This is a genomic window from Amazonocrinis nigriterrae CENA67 (assembly GCF_016056305.1).
In the GTDB taxonomy this organism is placed as follows: Bacteria; Cyanobacteriota; Cyanobacteriia; order Cyanobacteriales; family Nostocaceae; genus Amazonocrinis; species Amazonocrinis nigriterrae.
Genome location: NZ_JAECZC010000107.1, coordinates 21,884 through 41,230, shown reverse-complemented (window position 1 = coordinate 41,230; position 19,347 = coordinate 21,884). Strand labels below are relative to the sequence as shown.

The 19,347-nt window shown below is 43.0% G+C and carries 15 protein-coding genes; 4 read left to right on the top strand and 11 right to left on the bottom strand.

All coding sequences use genetic code 11. The annotated features are described in order from the left end of the window. Positions 1 to 31: 31 nt before the first annotated feature. Positions 32 to 580, bottom strand: coding sequence for a ribosomal protein S18-alanine N-acetyltransferase (gene rimI / locus I8748_RS32830; RefSeq protein ID WP_198128659.1), 549 nt, complete (start codon positions 578 to 580; stop codon positions 32 to 34). A gap of 91 nt (positions 581 to 671) precedes the next feature. Here rimI and lysA point away from each other — a divergent pair, with 91 nt between their 5' ends. The 3 genes from lysA to I8748_RS32815 all read left to right on the top strand — a co-directional run bounded on the left by lysA (position 672) and on the right by I8748_RS32815 (position 4,035). Further along, complete coding sequence (gene lysA / locus I8748_RS32825) at positions 672 to 2,066, top strand: diaminopimelate decarboxylase (protein WP_198128658.1); 1,395 nt, start codon at positions 672 to 674, stop codon at positions 2,064 to 2,066. Positions 2,067 to 2,365: 299 nt separating this feature from the next. Beyond that, positions 2,366 to 3,289 carry a diadenylate cyclase CdaA gene (cdaA, locus tag I8748_RS32820; protein WP_198128657.1) on the top strand — a complete coding sequence of 308 codons (924 nt, stop codon included), beginning with the start codon at positions 2,366 to 2,368 and terminating at the stop codon, positions 3,287 to 3,289. Then, positions 3,286 to 4,035: an isoprenyl transferase gene (locus I8748_RS32815; protein ID WP_198128656.1), complete on the top strand. Its 750-nt coding sequence runs from the start codon at positions 3,286 to 3,288 to the stop codon at positions 4,033 to 4,035. The genes cdaA and I8748_RS32815 overlap by 4 nt, the downstream gene beginning before the upstream one ends. Positions 4,036 to 4,099: 64 nt before the next feature. Here the strand turns inward: I8748_RS32815 and I8748_RS32810 are convergent, their stop codons facing one another. The 5 genes from I8748_RS32810 to dnaK all read right to left on the bottom strand — a co-directional run bounded on the left by I8748_RS32810 (position 4,100) and on the right by dnaK (position 8,535). Beyond that, the gene (locus tag I8748_RS32810; protein WP_198128655.1) at positions 4,100 to 4,372 is read right to left on the bottom strand and encodes a DUF3143 domain-containing protein; all 273 of its coding nucleotides are present in this window, start codon (positions 4,370 to 4,372) and stop codon (positions 4,100 to 4,102) included. A gap of 13 nt (positions 4,373 to 4,385) precedes the next feature. Next, a complete protein-coding gene (locus I8748_RS32805) occupies positions 4,386 to 4,931 on the bottom strand; it encodes a J domain-containing protein (RefSeq protein ID WP_198128661.1) in 546 nt (181 codons plus the stop codon). A 122-nt stretch (positions 4,932 to 5,053) separates the two neighbouring features. Further along, positions 5,054 to 5,221 (bottom strand): hypothetical protein, encoded by a 168-nt coding sequence (locus I8748_RS36520; protein WP_449658049.1) that lies wholly within the window; start codon positions 5,219 to 5,221, stop codon positions 5,054 to 5,056. A gap of 87 nt (positions 5,222 to 5,308) precedes the next feature. Beyond that, complete coding sequence (locus tag I8748_RS32800) at positions 5,309 to 6,313, bottom strand: DnaJ C-terminal domain-containing protein (RefSeq protein WP_198128654.1); 1,005 nt, start codon at positions 6,311 to 6,313, stop codon at positions 5,309 to 5,311. Positions 6,314 to 6,447: 134 nt separating this feature from the next. Beyond that, on the bottom strand, positions 6,448 to 8,535 hold the full coding sequence (dnaK, locus tag I8748_RS32795; protein WP_198128653.1) for a molecular chaperone DnaK: 2,088 nt from the start codon (positions 8,533 to 8,535) through the stop codon (positions 6,448 to 6,450). A gap of 319 nt (positions 8,536 to 8,854) precedes the next feature. On the opposite strand from dnaK, the gene I8748_RS32790 reads away from it, so the two are divergent. After that, entirely contained in the window at positions 8,855 to 9,703 is an 849-nt protein-coding gene (locus tag I8748_RS32790) for a M28 family peptidase (protein WP_198128652.1), read from the top strand. 157 nt (positions 9,704 to 9,860) lie between these two features. Here the strand turns inward: I8748_RS32790 and I8748_RS32785 are convergent, their stop codons facing one another. The 5 genes from I8748_RS32785 to I8748_RS32765 form a co-directional block, all read right to left on the bottom strand. Next, positions 9,861 to 10,196, bottom strand: a complete 336-nt coding sequence (locus tag I8748_RS32785; protein WP_198128651.1) for a hypothetical protein — start codon at positions 10,194 to 10,196, stop codon at positions 9,861 to 9,863. Between the two features lie 331 nt (positions 10,197 to 10,527). Continuing rightward, positions 10,528 to 11,610, bottom strand: coding sequence for a class I fructose-bisphosphate aldolase (locus I8748_RS32780; protein ID WP_198128650.1), 1,083 nt, complete (start codon positions 11,608 to 11,610; stop codon positions 10,528 to 10,530). Positions 11,611 to 11,847: 237 nt separating this feature from the next. Beyond that, positions 11,848 to 12,996 (bottom strand): glycosyltransferase family 4 protein, encoded by a 1,149-nt coding sequence (locus tag I8748_RS32775; protein ID WP_198128649.1) that lies wholly within the window; start codon positions 12,994 to 12,996, stop codon positions 11,848 to 11,850. A 722-nt stretch (positions 12,997 to 13,718) separates the two neighbouring features. Beyond that, positions 13,719 to 17,549 (bottom strand): magnesium chelatase subunit H, encoded by a 3,831-nt coding sequence (gene bchH / locus I8748_RS32770; RefSeq protein ID WP_198128648.1) that lies wholly within the window; start codon positions 17,547 to 17,549, stop codon positions 13,719 to 13,721. A 186-nt stretch (positions 17,550 to 17,735) separates the two neighbouring features. After that, on the bottom strand, positions 17,736 to 19,347 hold a 1,612-nt coding region (locus I8748_RS32765; protein WP_198128647.1), incomplete at its 5' end, for a tetratricopeptide repeat protein.

Genomic DNA, 19,347 nt, shown 5'->3' with positions numbered 1-19,347 from the left:
CCAATCCCCAATCCCCCATGCCCCATTCCCATTACCAAACAAACTGCCAAGAGGATTTGCTTAAGTTATCCATGACAAGGGTGCCCCAGTCAGCCAAAGTTTGTTGAAATTGTGGCTGTTGTAAACCTGATAGCCAAAGAATCAGGGCATCCTCGCCGTTATCTTGGTAATAACCGCGCCGCCGTCCCGCTGTTTGGAAGCCAAATTTTTGATATAAAGATATGGCTGCTAAATTAGAAACTCTGACTTCGAGTGTTGCTCTCTCCAAGCCGCGATCGCAAGCAGTCTTCAAAAGAGAATATAATAGAGCTTGCCCCAAACCTTGACGGTGATATTGGGGATGAACTGCCAAAATGGTAATGTGGGCTTCCTCTAAAATTGACCAAAAGCAACCCATTCCCAGCAATTTGGTATCAGAAATAGAGGAAAATAAGCCCAGTAAGTCACTGTTGGGACTTTCCAACTCTCGTTGGTAGCCCTCCAGAGACCACAAACCGCCAAAACAGGCTTTATCCAGTTCTAATATTGCATCAACATCCTCTGATGTCAGCGATTGTAGTTTTAAGTCTAATGTGATCACATTTAGTTGGATAAGATTACAAACCCTTTGTAAACTGGGAATCGGGTGACTTACTCACACCCGTAATTTGAGCAAGGACAAATTTATATTTATGGTATCGACTCACCCCACTGGGGTTAAACATGCTGGTAGTCAGTACTTACCTCAAAGAAGTAGCACAAACGCAATTTCACCCAACCAGGAACTTTTACCTTTGACTGCTAAAGTTAATAGTTCTGACTCCCTAGAAATTGGTGGGTGTGATGTCACAACTCTAGTTCAGCAGTTTGGTTCACCTTTATATATTTTAGATGAAGAAACTCTGCGAACAGCTTGTCAACAATACCGAGATACTTTTAAGCAATATTACCAGGGTGAATCTCAGGTATTGTACGCTTCTAAAGCTTGGAATTGTTTAGCTGTCTGTGCCATAGCTAATAGTGAAGGCTTAGGCATCGATGTAGCTTCTGGTGGCGAACTGTATACAGCAATAACTGCGGGCGTAAGTCCTGATAAAATTTACTACCACGGTAACAATAAATCTCGTGCAGAATTGCTTTATGCAATTGATGCTGGTGTCAATATTGTGGCAGATAACTGGTATGAATTACAAACTCTAGTTGAGTTAGCACAACAGCAACAACCTGTCCGCATTTTACTACGGTTGACGCCAGGTATTGATTGTCATACTCACGACTACATTCGTACTGGTCACTTGGATAGTAAATTTGGTTTTGATCCAGGTGATTTGGATGAGGTATTCACTTATGTGAGTCAGCAAGCAGCCCTCAATTGTGTAGGGGTACATGCTCATATTGGTTCACAAATTTTTGAACGCCAACCTCATCGTGATTTAGCCGCTTTGATGGTGCAGTGGTTAACTAAAGCTGCTAGCTATGGTTTAACTCTTACAGAGTTAGATGTTGGTGGCGGTTTGGGAATTACTTATACAGAATCAGACGATCCCCCAAGCATTGAAGAGTGGGTAAAACCGATTTGTGAAGTGATTCAAGAAGCTTGTACAGTTGAAAATTTACCTTTGCCAAAATTGTTGTGTGAACCAGGGCGATCGCTAATTGCCACAGCCTGTGTAACTGCCTATACAATTGGTTCATCTAAAACAATTCCAAACATTCGTACCTACGTGGCAATTGATGGGGGAATGTCTGATAATCCTCGTCCAATTACTTACCAGTCAGTTTATCGCGCAGTAGTTGCCAATAAAATGTCGGCTCCTCTAACAGAAAAAGTCACAATCGCTGGTAAGCATTGTGAATCTGGAGATGTTTTGATTAAAGATGCCCTACTGCCGAAAACTCAACCAGGAGATATTCTCGTAGTTATGGGAACTGGTGCCTACAATTACAGTATGGCATCTAACTATAACCGCTTACCCCGACCGGCAGCAGTTCTAGTGGTGAACGGCGAAGCAAATTTGATTTTGCAACGCGAAACTTATCAAGACTTGATTCGACAAGATCGCCTACCAGAAAGATTGAAAAGTTAGTGGTTAGTGGTCAGTAGTCAGTTGTTCTAAGCTACTGACCCTTACGGGTGACGCTCGCAGGCTCGCTAACGCTCTTGAGATCGGCAGTTGCTACCCTGCGGGTTCCGCGTTAGCGGTACAAGTCGGGGAACCCTTTCGGCAGTCGCTCATGGGGGGAACCACGCCAGATGCTCCACTTGGGGAAACCCCAAGACCGCACTGGCTTCCCAAGACCGCGCTACCTCACCAACGCACTGCCTCACCACTGACAACTGACTACTGACAAACAGTATTAGAAGCACAAGATTAATCCAGATGTCATGAGAGATTGGTGGAAGCAATGGCTGACAAACCCAGGATGGTCGCAGTCCTTGCTAGTTGGGACTCTGGATATCGTCTTGGTGCTGGCGCTGACGTACATGATACTAGTCATTATTAGTGAGCGCCGCACGCTGTGGATGGTACGGGGATTTATAATTTTAATGTTAGCTTCAGCACTCAGTGGTAGATTAGGTCTACCACTACTAAACTTTGTCCTAGAAAAGTTAGTGATTGGTTGTGCTGTGGCGATGGCTGTTGCTCTCCAATCAGAGTTTCGCCGATTTTTGGAACAATTGGGACGCGGTGAATTCCAACAGTTATTTCAACCATCTAGTCTGGCAGTCCCCAAGTCTGATAGTGTGATTGATGAAATTGTGGAAGCGGTTAAAGAACTCTCGAAAAACCGAATAGGAGCTTTGCTTATTTTGGAAACAACTGGCCCAATTGACGAGCGGGATTTTTCTGTGCCTGGAGTCAAGCTGAATGCTGACGTTTCTAAGGAATTGATACAAACGATTTTTCAGCCGAAGACTCTACTACACGATGGAGCGACGTTGATCCGTGGCTCTCGTATTGTATCATCAGGTATAATTTTACCACTTTCGGGACGCACAGCCTCGCGCCAGTTGGGAACACGCCATCGGGCGGCCATGGGAATTACTGAGCGGGTCGAAAATTGCATCTGTGTAGTTGTTTCAGAAGAAACGGGTTCTATTTCCCTAGCGGAACGGGGAACCCTAAATAGACCGCTGACGATTAGGAAGCTCAAAGAGTCATTAGAGGCTCGATTGTCTCCAAATGTAGATCGGGAAGCTGTTGCTCCTGGTTTGTTAAGTTTGGGTCGTCAGATTGGTGGTAAGGCACTAACACTAGTCTCACGTTTACTCGGATTACCATCGACCGCTTCTCGAGATAAAAAATGACAGCACAACAAACTGAACTCCAAGAATTGCCCCCTGATTTGAAACGGGAACTACTGCCTAACCACGTTGCGGTCATTATGGATGGCAATGGTCGATGGGCTAAACGTCAAGGTCTACCCCGAATTATGGGTCATAAGCGAGGAGTGGATGCTCTTAAGGATTTGCTTCGCTGTTGCCGTGATTGGGGAATTCAGGCGCTAACAGCTTATGCTTTTTCCACAGAAAACTGGAAAAGACCCCAAGAAGAAGTAGATTTTTTGATGACTCTTTTCCAGAGAGTTTTGCGGCAAGAATTGCAGGAAATGATTGAGGAGAACGTCCAAATTCAGTTTGTGGGAAATTTACATGCCCTACCGCGATCGCTACAAGCTGAAATCTACCGTTCGATGGAAGCAACAAAAAATAATCGTGGTATCAAGTTTTCAGTCGCAACTAATTATGGTGGACGCCAGGAAATTTTACAAGCTTGTCGAGCGATCGCCGAAAAAGTTCAGCAAGGTCTGCTAAAACCTGATGAAATTGATGAAGAGGTATTTGAAGGTCACTTGTACACCGCAGGAATTGCTGACCCAGATTTGTTAATCCGTACCAGTGGAGAAATGCGCCTCTCTAATTTCCTTCTCTGGCAAATGGCTTATGGGGAAATTTATATCACCGATACTCTTTGGCCAGATTTTGACCGCAGCAAATTCCACCATGCCTTGTGTGCATACCAGCAACGAGAAAGGCGGTTTGGAAAGGTTTAATAAAGTGAGGAGTTGGGAGTGAGTAGTTATGAATTTTATTCCTAACTCCTAACTCCTAACTCCCTTAAGGGCCAGAAAACACAGCTTGTTCTATGTCTTCTCGACTCAGAGAATACTTGAATGAGCGTTGGATATCTTGTCCAGTTTCACCGGCTTGGACGTATCTGACTACGAGTTGTTCTACATCAAGCCACAGTTCAGCTTGCCAACTAGGCCGTTTTACTCGCCAGCAATGCAGCTGTGTTTCATCTTGTTGACAGCCTTGGTCTTTCAACCACTGCTCAATTTGCGGTAGGGGATGACTGTAAAGTGGAGTATCTGGGGGAAGAAGAGACATAATAATTTTAGATTTAGGATTTGGGATTAGAAAATTTTGAATTTTTAATTTCCCCAAGTGTAATTAGTTGTGACACATGAATTACCTGTTTTTCTACTGCTGGGGTTGGTTGCAGTTTGGTTTGGAAAGCAGCTTCACCACGAGTTAAGCCAATGGCAATTGCCAGCACTAGACAACCCAAAAAAGTGATCACCAGAATGAATAAAGCAAAGATTTCACCAGATGAGAGGGGGCGATCGCTAGCATCTAAGTAAGCTGATTTTGAGTAGTCGTAGGAATATGATACAGGACGGTTCAAGTCGGGGGGTGGTTGAACTACTGTCAAGCGGGAATAGCCAATCTTTAAGTCATAGTTAAGTCGCCGTTCTGGATTGCTAAGGGTGGCGTAGGCTTCGTTAATTTGCTGAAATTTAGTAGTAGCAATAGCAGCAGGCAAGTCTGTGGTATCAGGATGATAACGTTTGCTTAATTCCCGATAAGCCCGACGAATGTCAATTACCGATGCCGAGGGATGCAGCCCTAGCAGCGAGTAATAGGTGGGTTGACTGCGTTGTGGCATTTCCCCGTTGTGATTCACGGCTGGTTGAGTCACCTTGCGATCGAGTTTTTCTTAATATTGTAAACCTGAGTCGCACAGCCTGAGCTACTTAACGATAAACATCATGGAAACAGTATAATTCATCAACGAGCTTGCTCAATCTCAGCAATTGCTTGTTTAAATGGAATTGCCTCATCTTCAGCAACCTTAGCAGCATCATAGGCGCGAATAGATTCTAATTCTTCAAGCAGTTGGTAATAATCTGCTATGTCTAGAATTACTTTAATCCGATTTCCTTTATCATCTACTATGTAGCTTTATTTGAATGCATTCATAAAGTTTACACTTATTAAGTTGAATATAGAACCATTCAAGAAGTTAGATACACTTGCTCACACTTAACCCAGTAAATCAGCGCGGGGTTTGAAGGTTTCAATTTGCCGCAACTTTTCGTAAAGTTCTTTTTCTTCGGGACTAATATTTTTGGGCGTAACTATCTGAATTTCCACTAATTGATCGCCACGTTTGCCGTTTTCGGTGGGGTAGCCTTTATTTGCTAGGCGCAGTCTTTGACCAGTCCTAACTCCTGGCGGGATAGTCATTTTCACTGGGCCATCTAGAGTAGGTGCTTCTACTTGTCCTCCCAAGACTGCTTCACTGGGAGTAACTGGTACTTGGCAAAATATATTAGAACCTTCTAATTTAAAGAAAGGATGAGGTTCCACAGTAATTTTTAAGTACAAATCACCGCCACCAATGCCTTGGTTTCGCAGGCGGATACTTTGACCTGTGACCATCCCAGGAGGCATAGTTACTTCTAGCGATCGCCCATCTTCTAAACGAATGCGTTCATTACCACCTTGATAAGCTTTTTCTAGTGGTAAAGTCAATCTCGCTTCGATATCTCGACGTGTGGGACGTGGTGTACTTTTCGGCGGAACAGTGTACTCAACTCTGCTTTTAGGCGAACGAAACGGATCGCCACTGGTGCCGGTACTGCTGCCGTTTTTGCTGTCTTTGCGTCCGCCTACGCCAATTACTTGATTGATAAAGCTTTCAAAATCAGCAAATTGGCTGGGGTCTACATCTTGAGTGCCGTTACGACCATTAGTGCGATTGTCACCCCATTGTTTACCCTTGGGCGCTTGTTTGCCAACAAAGCCTTTTTGCTTCCAATAGCGGCTAAACTGGTCATATTGCGCCCGCTTGGCTGTATCAGAAAGGACTTCATAAGCCTCACCAATATCCTTAAATTTTTCCTCTGCGGCTTTATTTCCTGGATTGAGGTCAGGGTGATACTGCCTTGCTAAGCGACGATAAACTTTTTTAATTTCCTCACTGGAGGCTTCTTTAGGTACTCCTAAAATTTCGTAGTAATCGCGAAAATTCTGCAAATTTTGCATAGTCAATTATTTAATTGGAAAATTTTATACTAGGTTAATTAAGTTAGGAGTTAGGAGTGAGGAGTGAGGAGTTAGGAGTTATAAATTAAATCTTTCAACTCTTAAACTCATAACTAATCACTCCTAACTTTCAACTACAGCCAATCATCGTCATCATCATCCCAGTTATCCTTATAGATGGGACGAGGTGGACGGCGAGAAGAACGGTTGTCAGATGAACGATTGTCATAGGAAGGAGAACGGTTATTGTCTCTTGTGTAGTCTCTTGTGTAGTCGTTGCCGTAGTCCCTACCATATGAATTGCTTTCTCGGTATGTATCTCTGGAATAATCGCGTTCTCGTTCTCTATCGCCACCTGTGAAGATGTCGCGAATCGTCCCCAGTAAGTCTTCGTCTTCGTCCTCGGCGTAAAACTCGCGGACTTCGCGGTTGAGTTCATATAAAGCATCTTGCAAGTCGGCGTAAGCTTGGTCAATACCGCGATCGTCGTTTTGTTCTAAACTCTCTTTCAGTTCTCGGCAAATTGTATCAATTCGTTGGCGGCGGTTACGGGAAAACTGCATACCGAACTCTAATGCTACTTCTCGCAGTTGTCGTTCTGCTTGCATAATCAACCCGTCAGCACGAGTACGCTTTTCGATGCGTTCTTTGCGTTCCCTGTCGATATCGGCATATTTCTGAGCATCCTGTATCATCCGATTCACTTCGGCTTCGCTCAAGGTAGAAGCGCCTTGAATTGTGATACTCTGCTCTCGTCCAGTGGTTCTATCTAGGGCTGTAACCTGCAAAATGCCATTAGCATCGATATCAAATGATACCTGAATTTGCGGGATTCCCCTTGGTGCAGGGGGAATGCCATACAGCTTGAACCGTCCCAAAGACTTGTTATTGGCTGCCATTTCTCGTTCGCCTTGGACGACGTGAATTTCCACTGTATTTTGGTTATTTTCGGAAGTGGAAAAAATATCAGAACGGCGGACAGGGATAGTAGTGTTGCGGGGAATGAGTTTTTTCATGACGCCGCCAATGGTTTCTAATCCCACAGATAAAGGTGTAACATCCAACAACAGGACATCTTTGAGTTCGCCTGCGAGAATCCCTGCTTGAATTGCTGCACCCATTGCTACTACTTCGTCAGGGTTGACATTTTCGCTGGGTTCTATGCCAATCAAGTCCTTGACTATCTGTTTGACTATGGGCATACGTGTGGAACCACCAACTAATACCACTTCTTCAATGTCTGTTGGTGTCAGTCCGGCATCTTTGAGGGCGCGTTTGACTGGTGTACGTAATCGCCCAATCAAGTCGCCGCACAAACCCTCAAATTGAGAACGAGTAATACGGGTTTCTAGGTGTTTGGGGCCTTCTTGGTCAGCGGCAATAAATGGTAAGTTAATATCAGTGACACTCACGGCAGAAAGCTCAATTTTGGCTTTCTCTGCTGCTTCCATTAAACGTTGCAAAGCTTGGCGATCGCGTCTTAAGTCTATTCCTTCGGCTTCTAAAAATTGCTCTGCTAACCAATCGACAATTTTTTTATCAAAATCATTACCGCCTAGTTGCGTATCTCCACTGGTGGCTTTGACTTCAAATATACCATCGCCTACTTCCAGAATCGATACGTCAAAAGTACCGCCACCTAAATCGAATACCAAGATGGTTTCAACATCACCCCGGTCTAATCCATAAGCTAACGATGCAGCTGTCGGTTCATTGATAATTCTTAATACTTCTAAACCAGCAATCCTACCAGCATCGCGGGTTGCCTGGCGCTGAGAATCATTAAAATAAGCGGGAACTGTAATTACTGCCCCTGTCACCGATGCCCCTAAGTAGGTACTAGCATCATCTGCTAATTTCTTCAGTACCATCGCAGAAATCTCTTCTGGCGAGAAGTCCTTATTGAGACGGGGACAAGCAATTTTGATATTACCAGCTTCGTCTTTGCGGATGGTGTATGGGACGCGCTTTGATTCTGGGCTGAGTTCACCATACCTGCGTCCAATGAAGCGTTTAACTGAGAAAAAGGTATTTTGGGGGTTGAGGACGGTTTGTCGCCGTGCCATTTGCCCTACTACTCTTTCGCCTTCCTTGCTAAAACCAACTACGGAGGGGGTCGTTCGCATTCCTTCTGCATTGGCAATCACCACCGGCTTGCCACCCTCCATTACGGCGACTACTGAGTTGGTTGTACCCAAGTCGATGCCGACTACCTTGCCCATGCGTTACTCTTCTCCTAGCGTGACTTATACATTTATTATGATTGGGCGGGACTATCTTTAGCTGTGTGCTACAGAATGAAAACGCCTCAATGGTATAATTCTCATCAAGGCAAAAGTGTTGGAATTTAAGCTTGAGGAGCTAAGTTGCAAAACTAGGATAGCATTGACAATGCTTAGTATATCCAAGCTGCCTCAAATCTCATAGTCCAAACACCGTACTTAACTGTATCTTCAATTCGGGAAATCCACACTAATCAAGCTTGTTTTTCCCTTGCTCTGCATCTTGTAAAAGTTGTGTCATTGCGATTATTTTAAACGTTTGAATTTAAAAGAGCGATTACAAACTCATCTGAGTCAGATAGCGCGAGAACGCGACCCTTACATGGCGACGGCTGGGCATTTTTTTGTGCAAGAATACATCCGCCAACAATTAGCCCAATGGGGAAGTGTGGAAATCCACACCTTCCTAGTGGGAAGGAAAACCTGTCAGAATCTCATTCTCAATTTACCTTCCCAAGCTGAAGGGAAAAAGACAGATTTATCGCCTATTTTAATTGGTGCCCATTATGATGCTGTACCCGGAACTCCAGGGGCAGATGATAACGCTACAGGTGTAGCTGTGTTGCTGGAATTAAGTCGAAAATTTGCGGCAGCGCCAGCCAGATATCCCTTACGGCTGGTTGCTTTTGATATGGAAGAATACGGCTTGTTGGGTAGTGCTGCATATGCAGCTAACTTACGCCAACAACAGCAACCACTACGCTTAATGATGTCCTTAGAAATGTTGGGATACCGTGATGCTACGCCTGGTTCTCAAAGTTATCCGCCTCCTCTAGAACGCTTTTACCCAAATCAAGGCGATTTCATTGCTTTAATTGGCAATTTGCGGACAGTTCGCGACTTGATTAGCATTAGTCGTAGTATTCGCAAAGTAGGTATAGCAAGTCAGTGGTTACCAGTACCCAATAGAGGTTTAATAGTTACCCAAACCAGACGAAGTGATCATGCACCCTTTTGGGATGCTGGTTATCCAGCAATTATGGTGACAGATACAGCATTTTTACGAAATCCACATTATCACAAACCCAGCGATGCGATCGCCACTTTGGATTTAGATTTTCTCACAGGTGTATGTGAAGGCTTAGAAGCTGGTATTCGGCGGTTATAAACGGGGCTTATAAGATTTAGTTTAGGAGTACCCCACCAGGAGAAGTCAAAAGTCATTTACAAGAGCTACTCTCACAGCAGTCGCTCATGGTGAAAATCCCCATGAGCGACTGTCGTCATAAAGAAAGAGAATATTTAGTGAAGCTCAAGTTCGTATTTTACCTATTTCTGCTTTCCAAATCTTTAGGTCTTACTTCTTTTATTCTCTTCCCACTGTCTATTTCATCACGTGTTTGTGGTTGATTTGTAATAGCTTTTTCTCTATGACGTTCTTTGCTCGTATAGTAAGGTTCGTGATACTCGTTTTGTACTAAAGAGCGTTCTTTTGTGGAATAATAAGGCTTAGTTTTCTCTACTTTATGTGATTGATTGGAATAATAACCATCTGCGTGAACTGAAGTAGCAGGTAAACTAATTATCCAAACTAAAGTAACCAGCAATACTATCGCAATTTGGCGACGAAATTGATTAAATATTCTTTGCATTTCTAACATTGGGAAAACACCCTATAAATTCTCTAGCAACTGTGTGAATGCTAAAAAACTTTCACAAGGCTAACGTCTTCCCCTGGGCTGGGTTAGACATATATAAAAAGTTAGGTGACAAGGGGCAGGGAGGGGTGCAGGGGTGCAGGGGTGCAGGGGAGTAGGAGGAAAAAACATACTAAGCTAATCGTCATTCATTTTTCCGGGGTGAGTTGCTTGTGGTAAGCGGTTCAGCTTTGGGGTTATGCAACTTAAATGCTCATTAGCTTACTTGTTTGTCATCATCCCCGTCATCTCCCTCATCCCCCTTCTCCCCATCTCCCCTTCTCCCCTGCTTCGTCTAAGCTATGGTTACATCTGGTGACAAGTAAACATCCTGAATGGCGTGAAACAGTTTAACTCCTTCTTCTAACGGGCGTTGGAATGTCTTGCGCCCCGAAATTAATCCTGTACCACCAGCACGTTTGTTAATCACAGCGGTACGAACTGCTTCGGCAAAGTCATTTTTACCGGATGCGCCACCAGAATTAATCAGTCCTGCACGTCCAGAGTAGCAATTCAACACCTGGTAACGAGTCAAATCAATTGGATGATCGGTTGTCAATTCGGTATAAACTCGCTCATCAGTTTTGCCGTAACTCTTACCAATAGCTTTGGCGACAGCACCGTAACCATTGTTAGTTTCAGGTAACTTTTGTTTAATAATGTCGGCTTCAATGGTCACACCTAAATGATTTGCCTGCCCGGTGAGGTCAGCGGCTAAATGATAATCCTTATCTTGTTTGAATGCATTGTTACGCAGATAGCACCAGAGAATTGTGGCTAAACCAAGTTCATGGGCGCGTTTAAAAGCTTGGCTAACTTCTTGAATTTGTCTGGTAGACTGTTCTGAACCAAAGTATATTGTGGCACCGACTGCGGCTGCACCCAAATTCCAAGCTTGTTCTGGGTCAGCAAATAATACTTGGTCGAATTGATTGGGGACAGTCAGCAGTTCGTTATGGTTGAGTTTAACAATAAAGGGGATTTTGTGGGCATATTTACGCGAAACAAGACCCAATACTCCTAAAGTGGTAGCTACAGCGTTACAACCTGCTGCTATTGCCAGTTTGACGATGTTTTCTGGGTCAAAGTAAATTGGGTTGGGTGCAAAAGATGCACCTGCTGAGTGTTCAATGCCTTGGTCTACTGGAAGAATGGATAAATAGCCGGTATTTGCCAGACGACCTGTAGAATAAAGTAGCTGGAGATTACGCAATACTTGGGGATTGCGATCGCTATTTGTCCAAACTCGATCAATAAAGTCCGGCCCTGGCAAATGTAGTAAATCTTTAGAAACTTTAGCTTTGTAGGTCAGCAAATCTTCTGCTTCTTTACCGAGTACTGACTCGATAGAACTAGCCTCTAAAAGCGTTGTAGCCATAGTGTTTTCCTCAAACTTGAGAAAATGACTTTGCTTTTAAGATAGCACTCTTACTATTTTTAACCCACTTGTGTAAGTATGAAATACCATATTTTATTTTGAATTAATTTCGTCTTTGTCTAAATAATGATTATTAAATTTTGTACAGAGTTAACACGTGAAATACTAGACCTATAAGGTTTTTGGAAAGATTTTCTTTCTACTGAACGCCAGAAAAATGCAATATTAGGCAAAGATTTAGATACGAGAAAGATTTCTAGCTTTCTGTTGTGACAAGTTCTGCTTGGATATACTTTTCATCAAAGCAAAAATCGCTGCATAGTTGCGACGAGCATCAAAGCGTTCTTCAGCTATACGGCGGCTAGCAGTCGCCATAGCGGCTCTTTTTGTCTCATCACTCTTCAGGTTAGATACTGCGTTAACAAGAGCATTGGTATCTGAGGGCGGTACTATTAAACCATTAACTCCATGTTCTACTTGTTCACCTAACGCGCCAACATCAGTAGTAATAATTGGTAGGCCTACTGCCATCGCTTCTGAAATAGCATTGGGTAAACAGTCTGCTTGTGTTGGAAAGACAAAAATATCAGCTTGAGCATAGAGTTCTTTCAGCGCTTGGCTATTAGGGGTTAAACCACGATGTACCCGTATGTTTTCGATTCCCGCCAATTCACGCTCAATGTTTGCATCTTTAGTAACAATGTCTAACTGGCAATCTTTGTTTAAACCGTTGCGAAACGCCTCCAGCAGAGTATAACCGCCTTTACGAGCGAAATCTCCTCCCACAAATAACAACCGCAAAGGATTTGTGGAAATTTGATCCTCAATTTTGCCACGTCTGAAATTCCATTGTTCCAAGTCTACACCAGGTGGAATGACTCTCACTTTCTCCGCAGGCACACCATAGTCAACAATCAGCGAATCTTTAGCCCACTGGCAAAATGCCACAATAGCTGTAGCGCTGTGATATGTACTTTTGTTCCACAAAAATTTCCGATGTTCAACTAAAGAGTTACCGCCTACTTTATGGTTATAAGCTCTACCGATAGTATCGTAGTTCAAAGGTGTGGCATCAGTGGAAATTATAGTTGGTATCTGACGCATGAAAGGAATGGCATATAAGGCCAGCGTCTGCGTATGCAAAAATAGTGCGTCTAAAGGTTGCATACGCACAGCCGTCTTGATAGCGTCACGGGTACGCAGACTAGCTTGTAGTGACCAATTATTACGAATAACTGGCATATATTCCCAAATATCATTTGTGCCGCGTCTTATAGGCATCCAGCTAGGAAAAATGTTTGCATCTTCGGCTACCCAACGTTTCAAGTTTTGGTAATGAGTAACATGTCCCAGTGCCTGTTCCACAACAAAGCCAAAATTAAACACTATTAACTCCTTGAACTATATGGTTCTTCTGCGTTTCAGGATTTTTGAGTTAATGAGCTAAATACTATGTCGGTAAAATTATCTTTCCTAACAACAAGAAATTATTTCTTCTGAAAAAATTAAAAATCAGTCAGCTAGTCTGGTTTTATCGACCGTGGACAAGTGCTTACCAAGCATTTATCTGATACCCATAGTTTCTAATTGTGATAACTAAATTTATGGGTATATCATTTAGTTGTTTGTATTATTGCTTAAGCGTGTGCAAGTTGTAAGATAAATCTATTTCATATTTTTGTAAATATACTCTAGGATATACGTCGCAAGATATAGTTATTTAACTTTCGACGTAAATTAAAGATATAAAAAATACTGAGCTTAGTAACGAAAAATCAAGCATTTAAAGCCTCTATTCTTGCAGGAGAGAGGAATGGAAGTGGGTTTTTTGCAATCCGTCGAACTCACATTATATAAGGTTAAAATATCTACTCAATAATCACTAAAAACATTGATACTAAATTAAATAAAGTCAATGCGATTATTTTTAAAATTAAAAATCATCACATTGACAAAATGAAAATATAATAGTCAATTTTTTGATTATTTTGTTATCATATTATGTCCGGTTAATTGGTTATTATTTCCATAGTTATTGAACCCCTCCCCGTCAATGGGGAGGGGTTCTTCGGGTTTTGTAAGTAATCAAGCGGACATGATATTTTTTACTAAACCGTCACGCCTTCTAATTCTTCATCCGTTAACTCATACAATTGGCGTAATTTCTCCAACTTATCTTCATCAGCTTCCCAGAAACCGCGCCCATGTGCTTCTAACATTCTGCCGATAATATTACGGAAAGCTTCAGGATTTGCTTTGCGTAATTTTTCTGCCATTTCTGCATCTAACGCATATGTATCTGCGGCTTGGTCATATACCCAATTATCGGTAAAATCGGCAGTACCAGCCCAACCAATTAACGCTGTCATGCGTTGAGAAATTTCAAAAGCACCACCAGAACCTTGATTTGCCATTGCTTCGGCCCATTTGGGATTTACTAATTTGGTGCGATATTCCATCCGCAGTAAATCATCTAAATTGCGGGGTGTAGTGTCTTTGGAGAAACTTTCGACAAAGCTGGTAGTTACCTTTTTACCACGTTGTTTTTCTGCTGCCTTTTTCAAACCGCCAGTATTGGCGTAATATTCCTGAATATCGGTTAAACCATATTCTACCGAATCGATTTCTTGGATGATGCGATCGCTTGTCTTCAACAACTCCTTAAGTACTTCCGGTCTAGCTTGTCCTTTATCCTGTCTACCGTAGCTAAAAACATTGCGACTTTGCCAAGTATCACCTAATTCTTCACCAGATTCCCAGTTACCATCTACAACTCTATCATTGACCAAAGAACCAAAATCACCCGCAGGATTAGAAAACAATCTCGCAGACACATTTTCTACACCTTGGGCTTTTAAAGCCAAAGCATGTTTTCTAATAAAATTCTGGTCTTCCGGTTCATCAGCATCAGCTGCACGTTGGAATAAATCATCCAACAATTCAATGATATTGACAAAACTATCTCGGAAAATCCCAGACAAATTACCCAACACATCAATACGGGGATGTCCCACATCTGCCAAAGATTTTAATTCATAACGAACAATTCTTCCCGTACCTTCCTTAACAGGTTCAGCCCCCACCAATTCCAACAAAATACCGAGAGATTCACCCTTAGTTTTAATAGCATCTAAACCCCACAACAACACCGCCACAGTTTCTGGATATGTGCCATATTCCTCTAAATGCTGCGAAATAATTTTTCGAGCAATTTCTTTCCCCCGTTCATAAGCAGCAGGCGAAGGCATTCTATAAGGATCTAAAGCATGAATATTCCTCCCCGTAGGCAAAACACCAGGCCCATCCCTTAACAAATCACCACCAGGCGCAGGCGGAATATACTCACCATTCAACCCCCGCAAAAGATTCGTTAACTCATCCGTACTTTTCTCTAACAAATCTCTAATTTGCCTTTCCTCCTCTTGGCGTTCTTGGCGTCTTGGTGAAGGAGTCGCAGTCTTGGATGCCACATCCTCCACTTGGGGAGACCCCAAGACCGGAGTGGCTCCGCCTTGCGTCGATTGCGTTAGCGCAGCGTTAGCGAGTCTTCGAGCGTCACTGCTGAACCCGAAGGGCGGTTCGTCTCCAAAATAAGCCTCTAAATACGCAGCCAATTCTTCCTCATTCGGTGCTTCACCTAAAGTATGCAACCCAGAAGAAAACAACCGATTTTCCAAAACTTGCAAATACTCATACAACTTCACCAGATAATCATCAAAAGCATGGGCGCTAAACATTTTGATATTCTCTGGAGTAAAAGCAATACCTAACTTTTTCGCCTCCTCAAACGGACAATCCGCATCTAAACCAGTATCGACAATCTTCTTACAAATCCCTTCCTTCAGCATATAATTTTTCTTCGGGTCTTCTCGATACTCCGAAATTAAATCCCTAATTGCCACCAACTCTTTATATAAACCAGCACGACCATAAGGCGGTACATTGTGAGAAATTAACACACCATAACCGCGACGTTTTGCCAAAATTGATTCCGAAGGATTATTAGCTGCATATATATAGAGATTCGGCAAATCTCCTAACAGAATATCCGACCAAGAATAACCAGTATTACCTAAAGGTGAACCAGGCAACCATTCCACAGTGCCGTGCATTCCGAAGTGAACTATAGCATCAGCTTGAAATTCATTTTGCAACCATTTATAAAAAGCAGCATATTGGGGATGGGGAGTTAAATCTCTCTCAAACATTAAGCGCATGGGGTCGCCTTGTATTCCCAAAGGTGGTTGGACACCAATCCAAATATTTTCTAACTGTACACCACCAATTTGTAATTCATCTCCATAAGTTTTAATGCCAGTTCCCGTCAGAGATTTCCATTGTTTTTCGATGCGGGAGGTGCGAAGATATCCTAACCATTTTTCCAGAGTGCGGGCGTTGACGGAGGTGGGAATGTTCTCCCCGCTGGGAAAGGCTTCATCTGCTTCTTTAACTTGACGAATCAACTCTTCCCCATCATCAGGAAAATTGCCCACAGTGTAACCTTGATTTTTCAAAGCATGGAGGAATTTTAAAAGACTGCGCGGCACATTCAATAATGCGGCAGTACCCACTGCACCATAACCAGGAGGAAAGCCATACAAAATAATGGCAATTTTGCGTTCAGATGGCGGCTTTTGTCGTAAAGCAATCCAACTTTTAACTCTGCCAATTAATCGTTGCACTCGTTCAGGAACTAAATAAATTTTTTCGCCCACTAAACCGCCGAGAGGAACAGCATCAATTGCCCCATCTAATTCTGGCAAAGCATATAATACAACACTTTGCAAGCCCCCTACACCTTGACGTGTCCAAGAGTAAATATCTTGAATTAGCAGTGGTGCAGCAACGATGTAAGGTACATTCTTAGCAGAGAGAATGCGCTTTGCTACTTCTACCTGACGACCTGCTTCCATTGAACCAGCTGGGCCACCCACTAAAGGAAAGCCAATTGTGGAAACGATCGCATCTACTTTAACAGCTTCAGCAGAAAGTGAGAGCGTTTCAACATTACCTATTTGTCGTTGCTGAATTTCGTAGTCTGTTGTCATCCAGTCCCGTACCGCCACATGTCCTTCTACGCCGTTGATGAAAATCGGCAAAGGAATTAACCCAGCTGCTTCAAAACGCCGAATCAGTTGGGGAATGTAAGGTTGTTTAGTAATCACATGTTTGCGATAAAGCAGAATTCCTACAACCGGGGACTGGGGAGTGCGGAGTGGAGAGTCAGGAATTTTCCCCATTCCCAATTCCCAATTCCCAATTCCCCTCTTTTGATACCATTCAAGATATGCTTTGGGCGATTCAAAAAATCCTTGATAGTCGGGATGAAGTAATCCCATGTTGGGAGTTTCTATTGGCGGGGGTATGTCGCCGACTTTTAAGCCTAAGTATTTTTCTGCAAGTGTCCAAAATAAAGCGGCGACGTTTTCTGGGCCGCCAGCATTCCAGTAACCATAAATAATTAACCAGTTGCGTAAGTCTTGGACTTTTTGCACTGGGACGAATTTTAAGAGTTTGGGGCCTATTTTTAAGAAGCTGATATAACCAGCTAGTTTGTCTTCTTCTCGTCCATTGCTGAATTTATCAAGGATGAATTTAACTGGTTTGGGCATTCCTTTGGGTTTGTCGCCAATGGCAAAGTTACCCAGCTTGGTTAAACTCATCAATTCCAAAGCCGACTCAAACACCAGCCGGATGGGAATTTGGGTAAGGCGATCGCGCAACCACAAAACTTGGTCATAATCAAATAGTAAGCTACCAAAAAACACGTCAGCGTCTTGAAGTGCCGCTGACACCTCAGTGCTATTGCTGGTAATATCGCGATCGCTAAATACGCGAATATCCAAATCAGGACAGCGAGAGTTTGCTAAAAAAGCCGCTTTCCTGTACAAGTCAGCGTTGAATGATTCAAATCCAGCAATCAAGACGATGCGTTTCATGTTTATAAGTTACAAAATATGTATTTATCTTGATCTTAATTCGGCTGGCTAGGTAATACTTCAAACCCCGGATTTATTATCTTTAGGACTTACGCATGGAAAACGATAAATTAAGGGTTTGGACTCTTGCTGGGGCATAGGGCATGGGGTATGGGGCAAAAAAATTCCAAAAGGATTTCCTGATTTCTATTGCTGAAGCTTTTTAATTAACTGCAAAATTTGTTTATAATCATCTATTTTGCCTTGTTCTTGAAAGAGTTTAGCAGCCTTTTGTAAATCAGCGATCGCCCCCAGTTGATCTCCTAGGTCATAGCGGGTAAGTCCCCGATTGCTATAAGCTAAAGCATCTTTAGGATCAATCTTGATAACTTGAGTGTAATCTTCAATTGCTGCTTGTTTATCTCCCAAATCATAGCGAGCATTTCCACGATTACCATAGGCTGGAGCATAGTTAGGATTAATCTTGATAGCTTGGTTATAATCTGCAATTGCTGCTTGTTTATCTCCCAAGGCAGAATGAGCATTTCCTCTGTTGTAGTAAGCTTCGGCATCGTTAGGATTAATCTTGATGGCTTGGTTGTAATCTTCAATTGCCTTTTGTTTGTCTCCTAAAGCAGAATAAGCAACGCCGCGATTGTAGTAGGTTAAAGCATCGTTGGGATTAATCTTGAGAGCTTGATTATAATCTGCGATCGCTCCTTTGTGATCTCCCAAATTAAAGCGGGCAACTCCCCGGCCAATGTAGGCTGAAGCATAGTTGGAATTCAACTTAATGGCTTGATTGTAATCTGCGATTGCCCCTTGATGATCTTTCAAGTCATTGCGAGCAATTGCTCGATTGTAGTAGGCTAAAGCATCCTTGGGATTAATCTTGATTGCTTGGTTGTAATCAGCAATTGCTGCTTGGTTGTTTCCTAAGTCATAGTGGGCAAGCCCCAGGCGAATATAGGCATCAGCAGTGTTAGGATTAATCTTGATGGCTTGATTGTAATCGGCAATTGCTCCTTGCAAGTCTTTCAACTTATAGCGGGCAAGTCCCCGATTGTAGTAGGTATCGGCATCGTTGGGATTAATCTTCAAGGCTGAGGTATAGTCATCAATGGCTGCTTGGTTGTCTCCCAAGTCATAGCGGGCAAGTCCTCGGTTATAGTAGGCATCAGCAGCATTGGGATTAATTCGTAAAGCTTGGTTGTAATCGGCAATTGCTGCTTGATTGTCTCCCAAGTCATAGTAGGCAAGCCCCCGGTTATAGTAGGCATCATCATAGTTAGGATTGATTTCCAAGGCTTGCTTGTAATCTGCGATCGCTTCTGGCAATTTTCCTAATTTATATTGAGCCAGCCCCCGGTTGTAGAAAGCCAAAGCATATTTGGGATTAATCTTGATTGCTTGGTTGTAATCTGCGATCGCTGCTTGATTGTCTCCGGCATCATAGCGGGCAAGTCCCCGGTTGTTGTAGGCTATGGCATCCTTGGGGTTAATCTTGATAGCTATGGTGTAATCTGCTATTGCTCCTGGCAAATCTGCTAAGCGATAACGAGCAAGTCCGCGTCCAACATAGGCAATAGCATCGTTGGAATTAATCTTGATCGCTGTAGTGTAAAGTTCTATTGCTCCTTTATAGTCTTTGCGATCGTACTTTTCCCCAGCCTGAACCAATAAGTCTTCAGCATTAGCTGTTTCGGCAGTCAGAACAATATCACTTTCGTCCCTGTCAATTTGCACCGTGGTTGCTTTGGCAAGCTTGGTTACTGGAGTTGAGGATAGTGCCACAGTAGTTTGCGGTTGTACTATGGCA

Bases quoted from the DNA above. Each gene is read 5' to 3' on its own strand.
- I8748_RS32785 (WP_198128651.1), bottom strand. From the start codon at position 10,196: ATGTTAGAAATGCAAAGAATATTTAATCAATTTCGTCGCCAAATTGCG.
- I8748_RS32800 (WP_198128654.1), bottom strand. From the start codon at position 6,313: ATGCAAAATTTGCAGAATTTTCGCGATTACTACGAAATTTTAGGAGTA.
- I8748_RS32805 (WP_198128661.1), bottom strand. From the start codon at position 4,931: ATGCCACAACGCAGTCAACCCACCTATTACTCGCTGCTAGGGCTGCAT.
- dnaK (WP_198128653.1), bottom strand. From the start codon at position 8,535: ATGGGCAAGGTAGTCGGCATCGACTTGGGTACAACCAACTCAGTAGTC.
- cdaA (WP_198128657.1), top strand. From the start codon at position 2,366: ATGAGAGATTGGTGGAAGCAATGGCTGACAAACCCAGGATGGTCGCAG.
- lysA (WP_198128658.1), top strand. From the start codon at position 672: ATGGTATCGACTCACCCCACTGGGGTTAAACATGCTGGTAGTCAGTAC.
- I8748_RS32780 (WP_198128650.1), bottom strand. From the start codon at position 11,610: ATGGCTACAACGCTTTTAGAGGCTAGTTCTATCGAGTCAGTACTCGGT.
- bchH (WP_198128648.1), bottom strand. From the start codon at position 17,549: ATGAAACGCATCGTCTTGATTGCTGGATTTGAATCATTCAACGCTGAC.
- I8748_RS32810 (WP_198128655.1), bottom strand. From the start codon at position 4,372: ATGTCTCTTCTTCCCCCAGATACTCCACTTTACAGTCATCCCCTACCG.
- I8748_RS32815 (WP_198128656.1), top strand. From the start codon at position 3,286: ATGACAGCACAACAAACTGAACTCCAAGAATTGCCCCCTGATTTGAAA.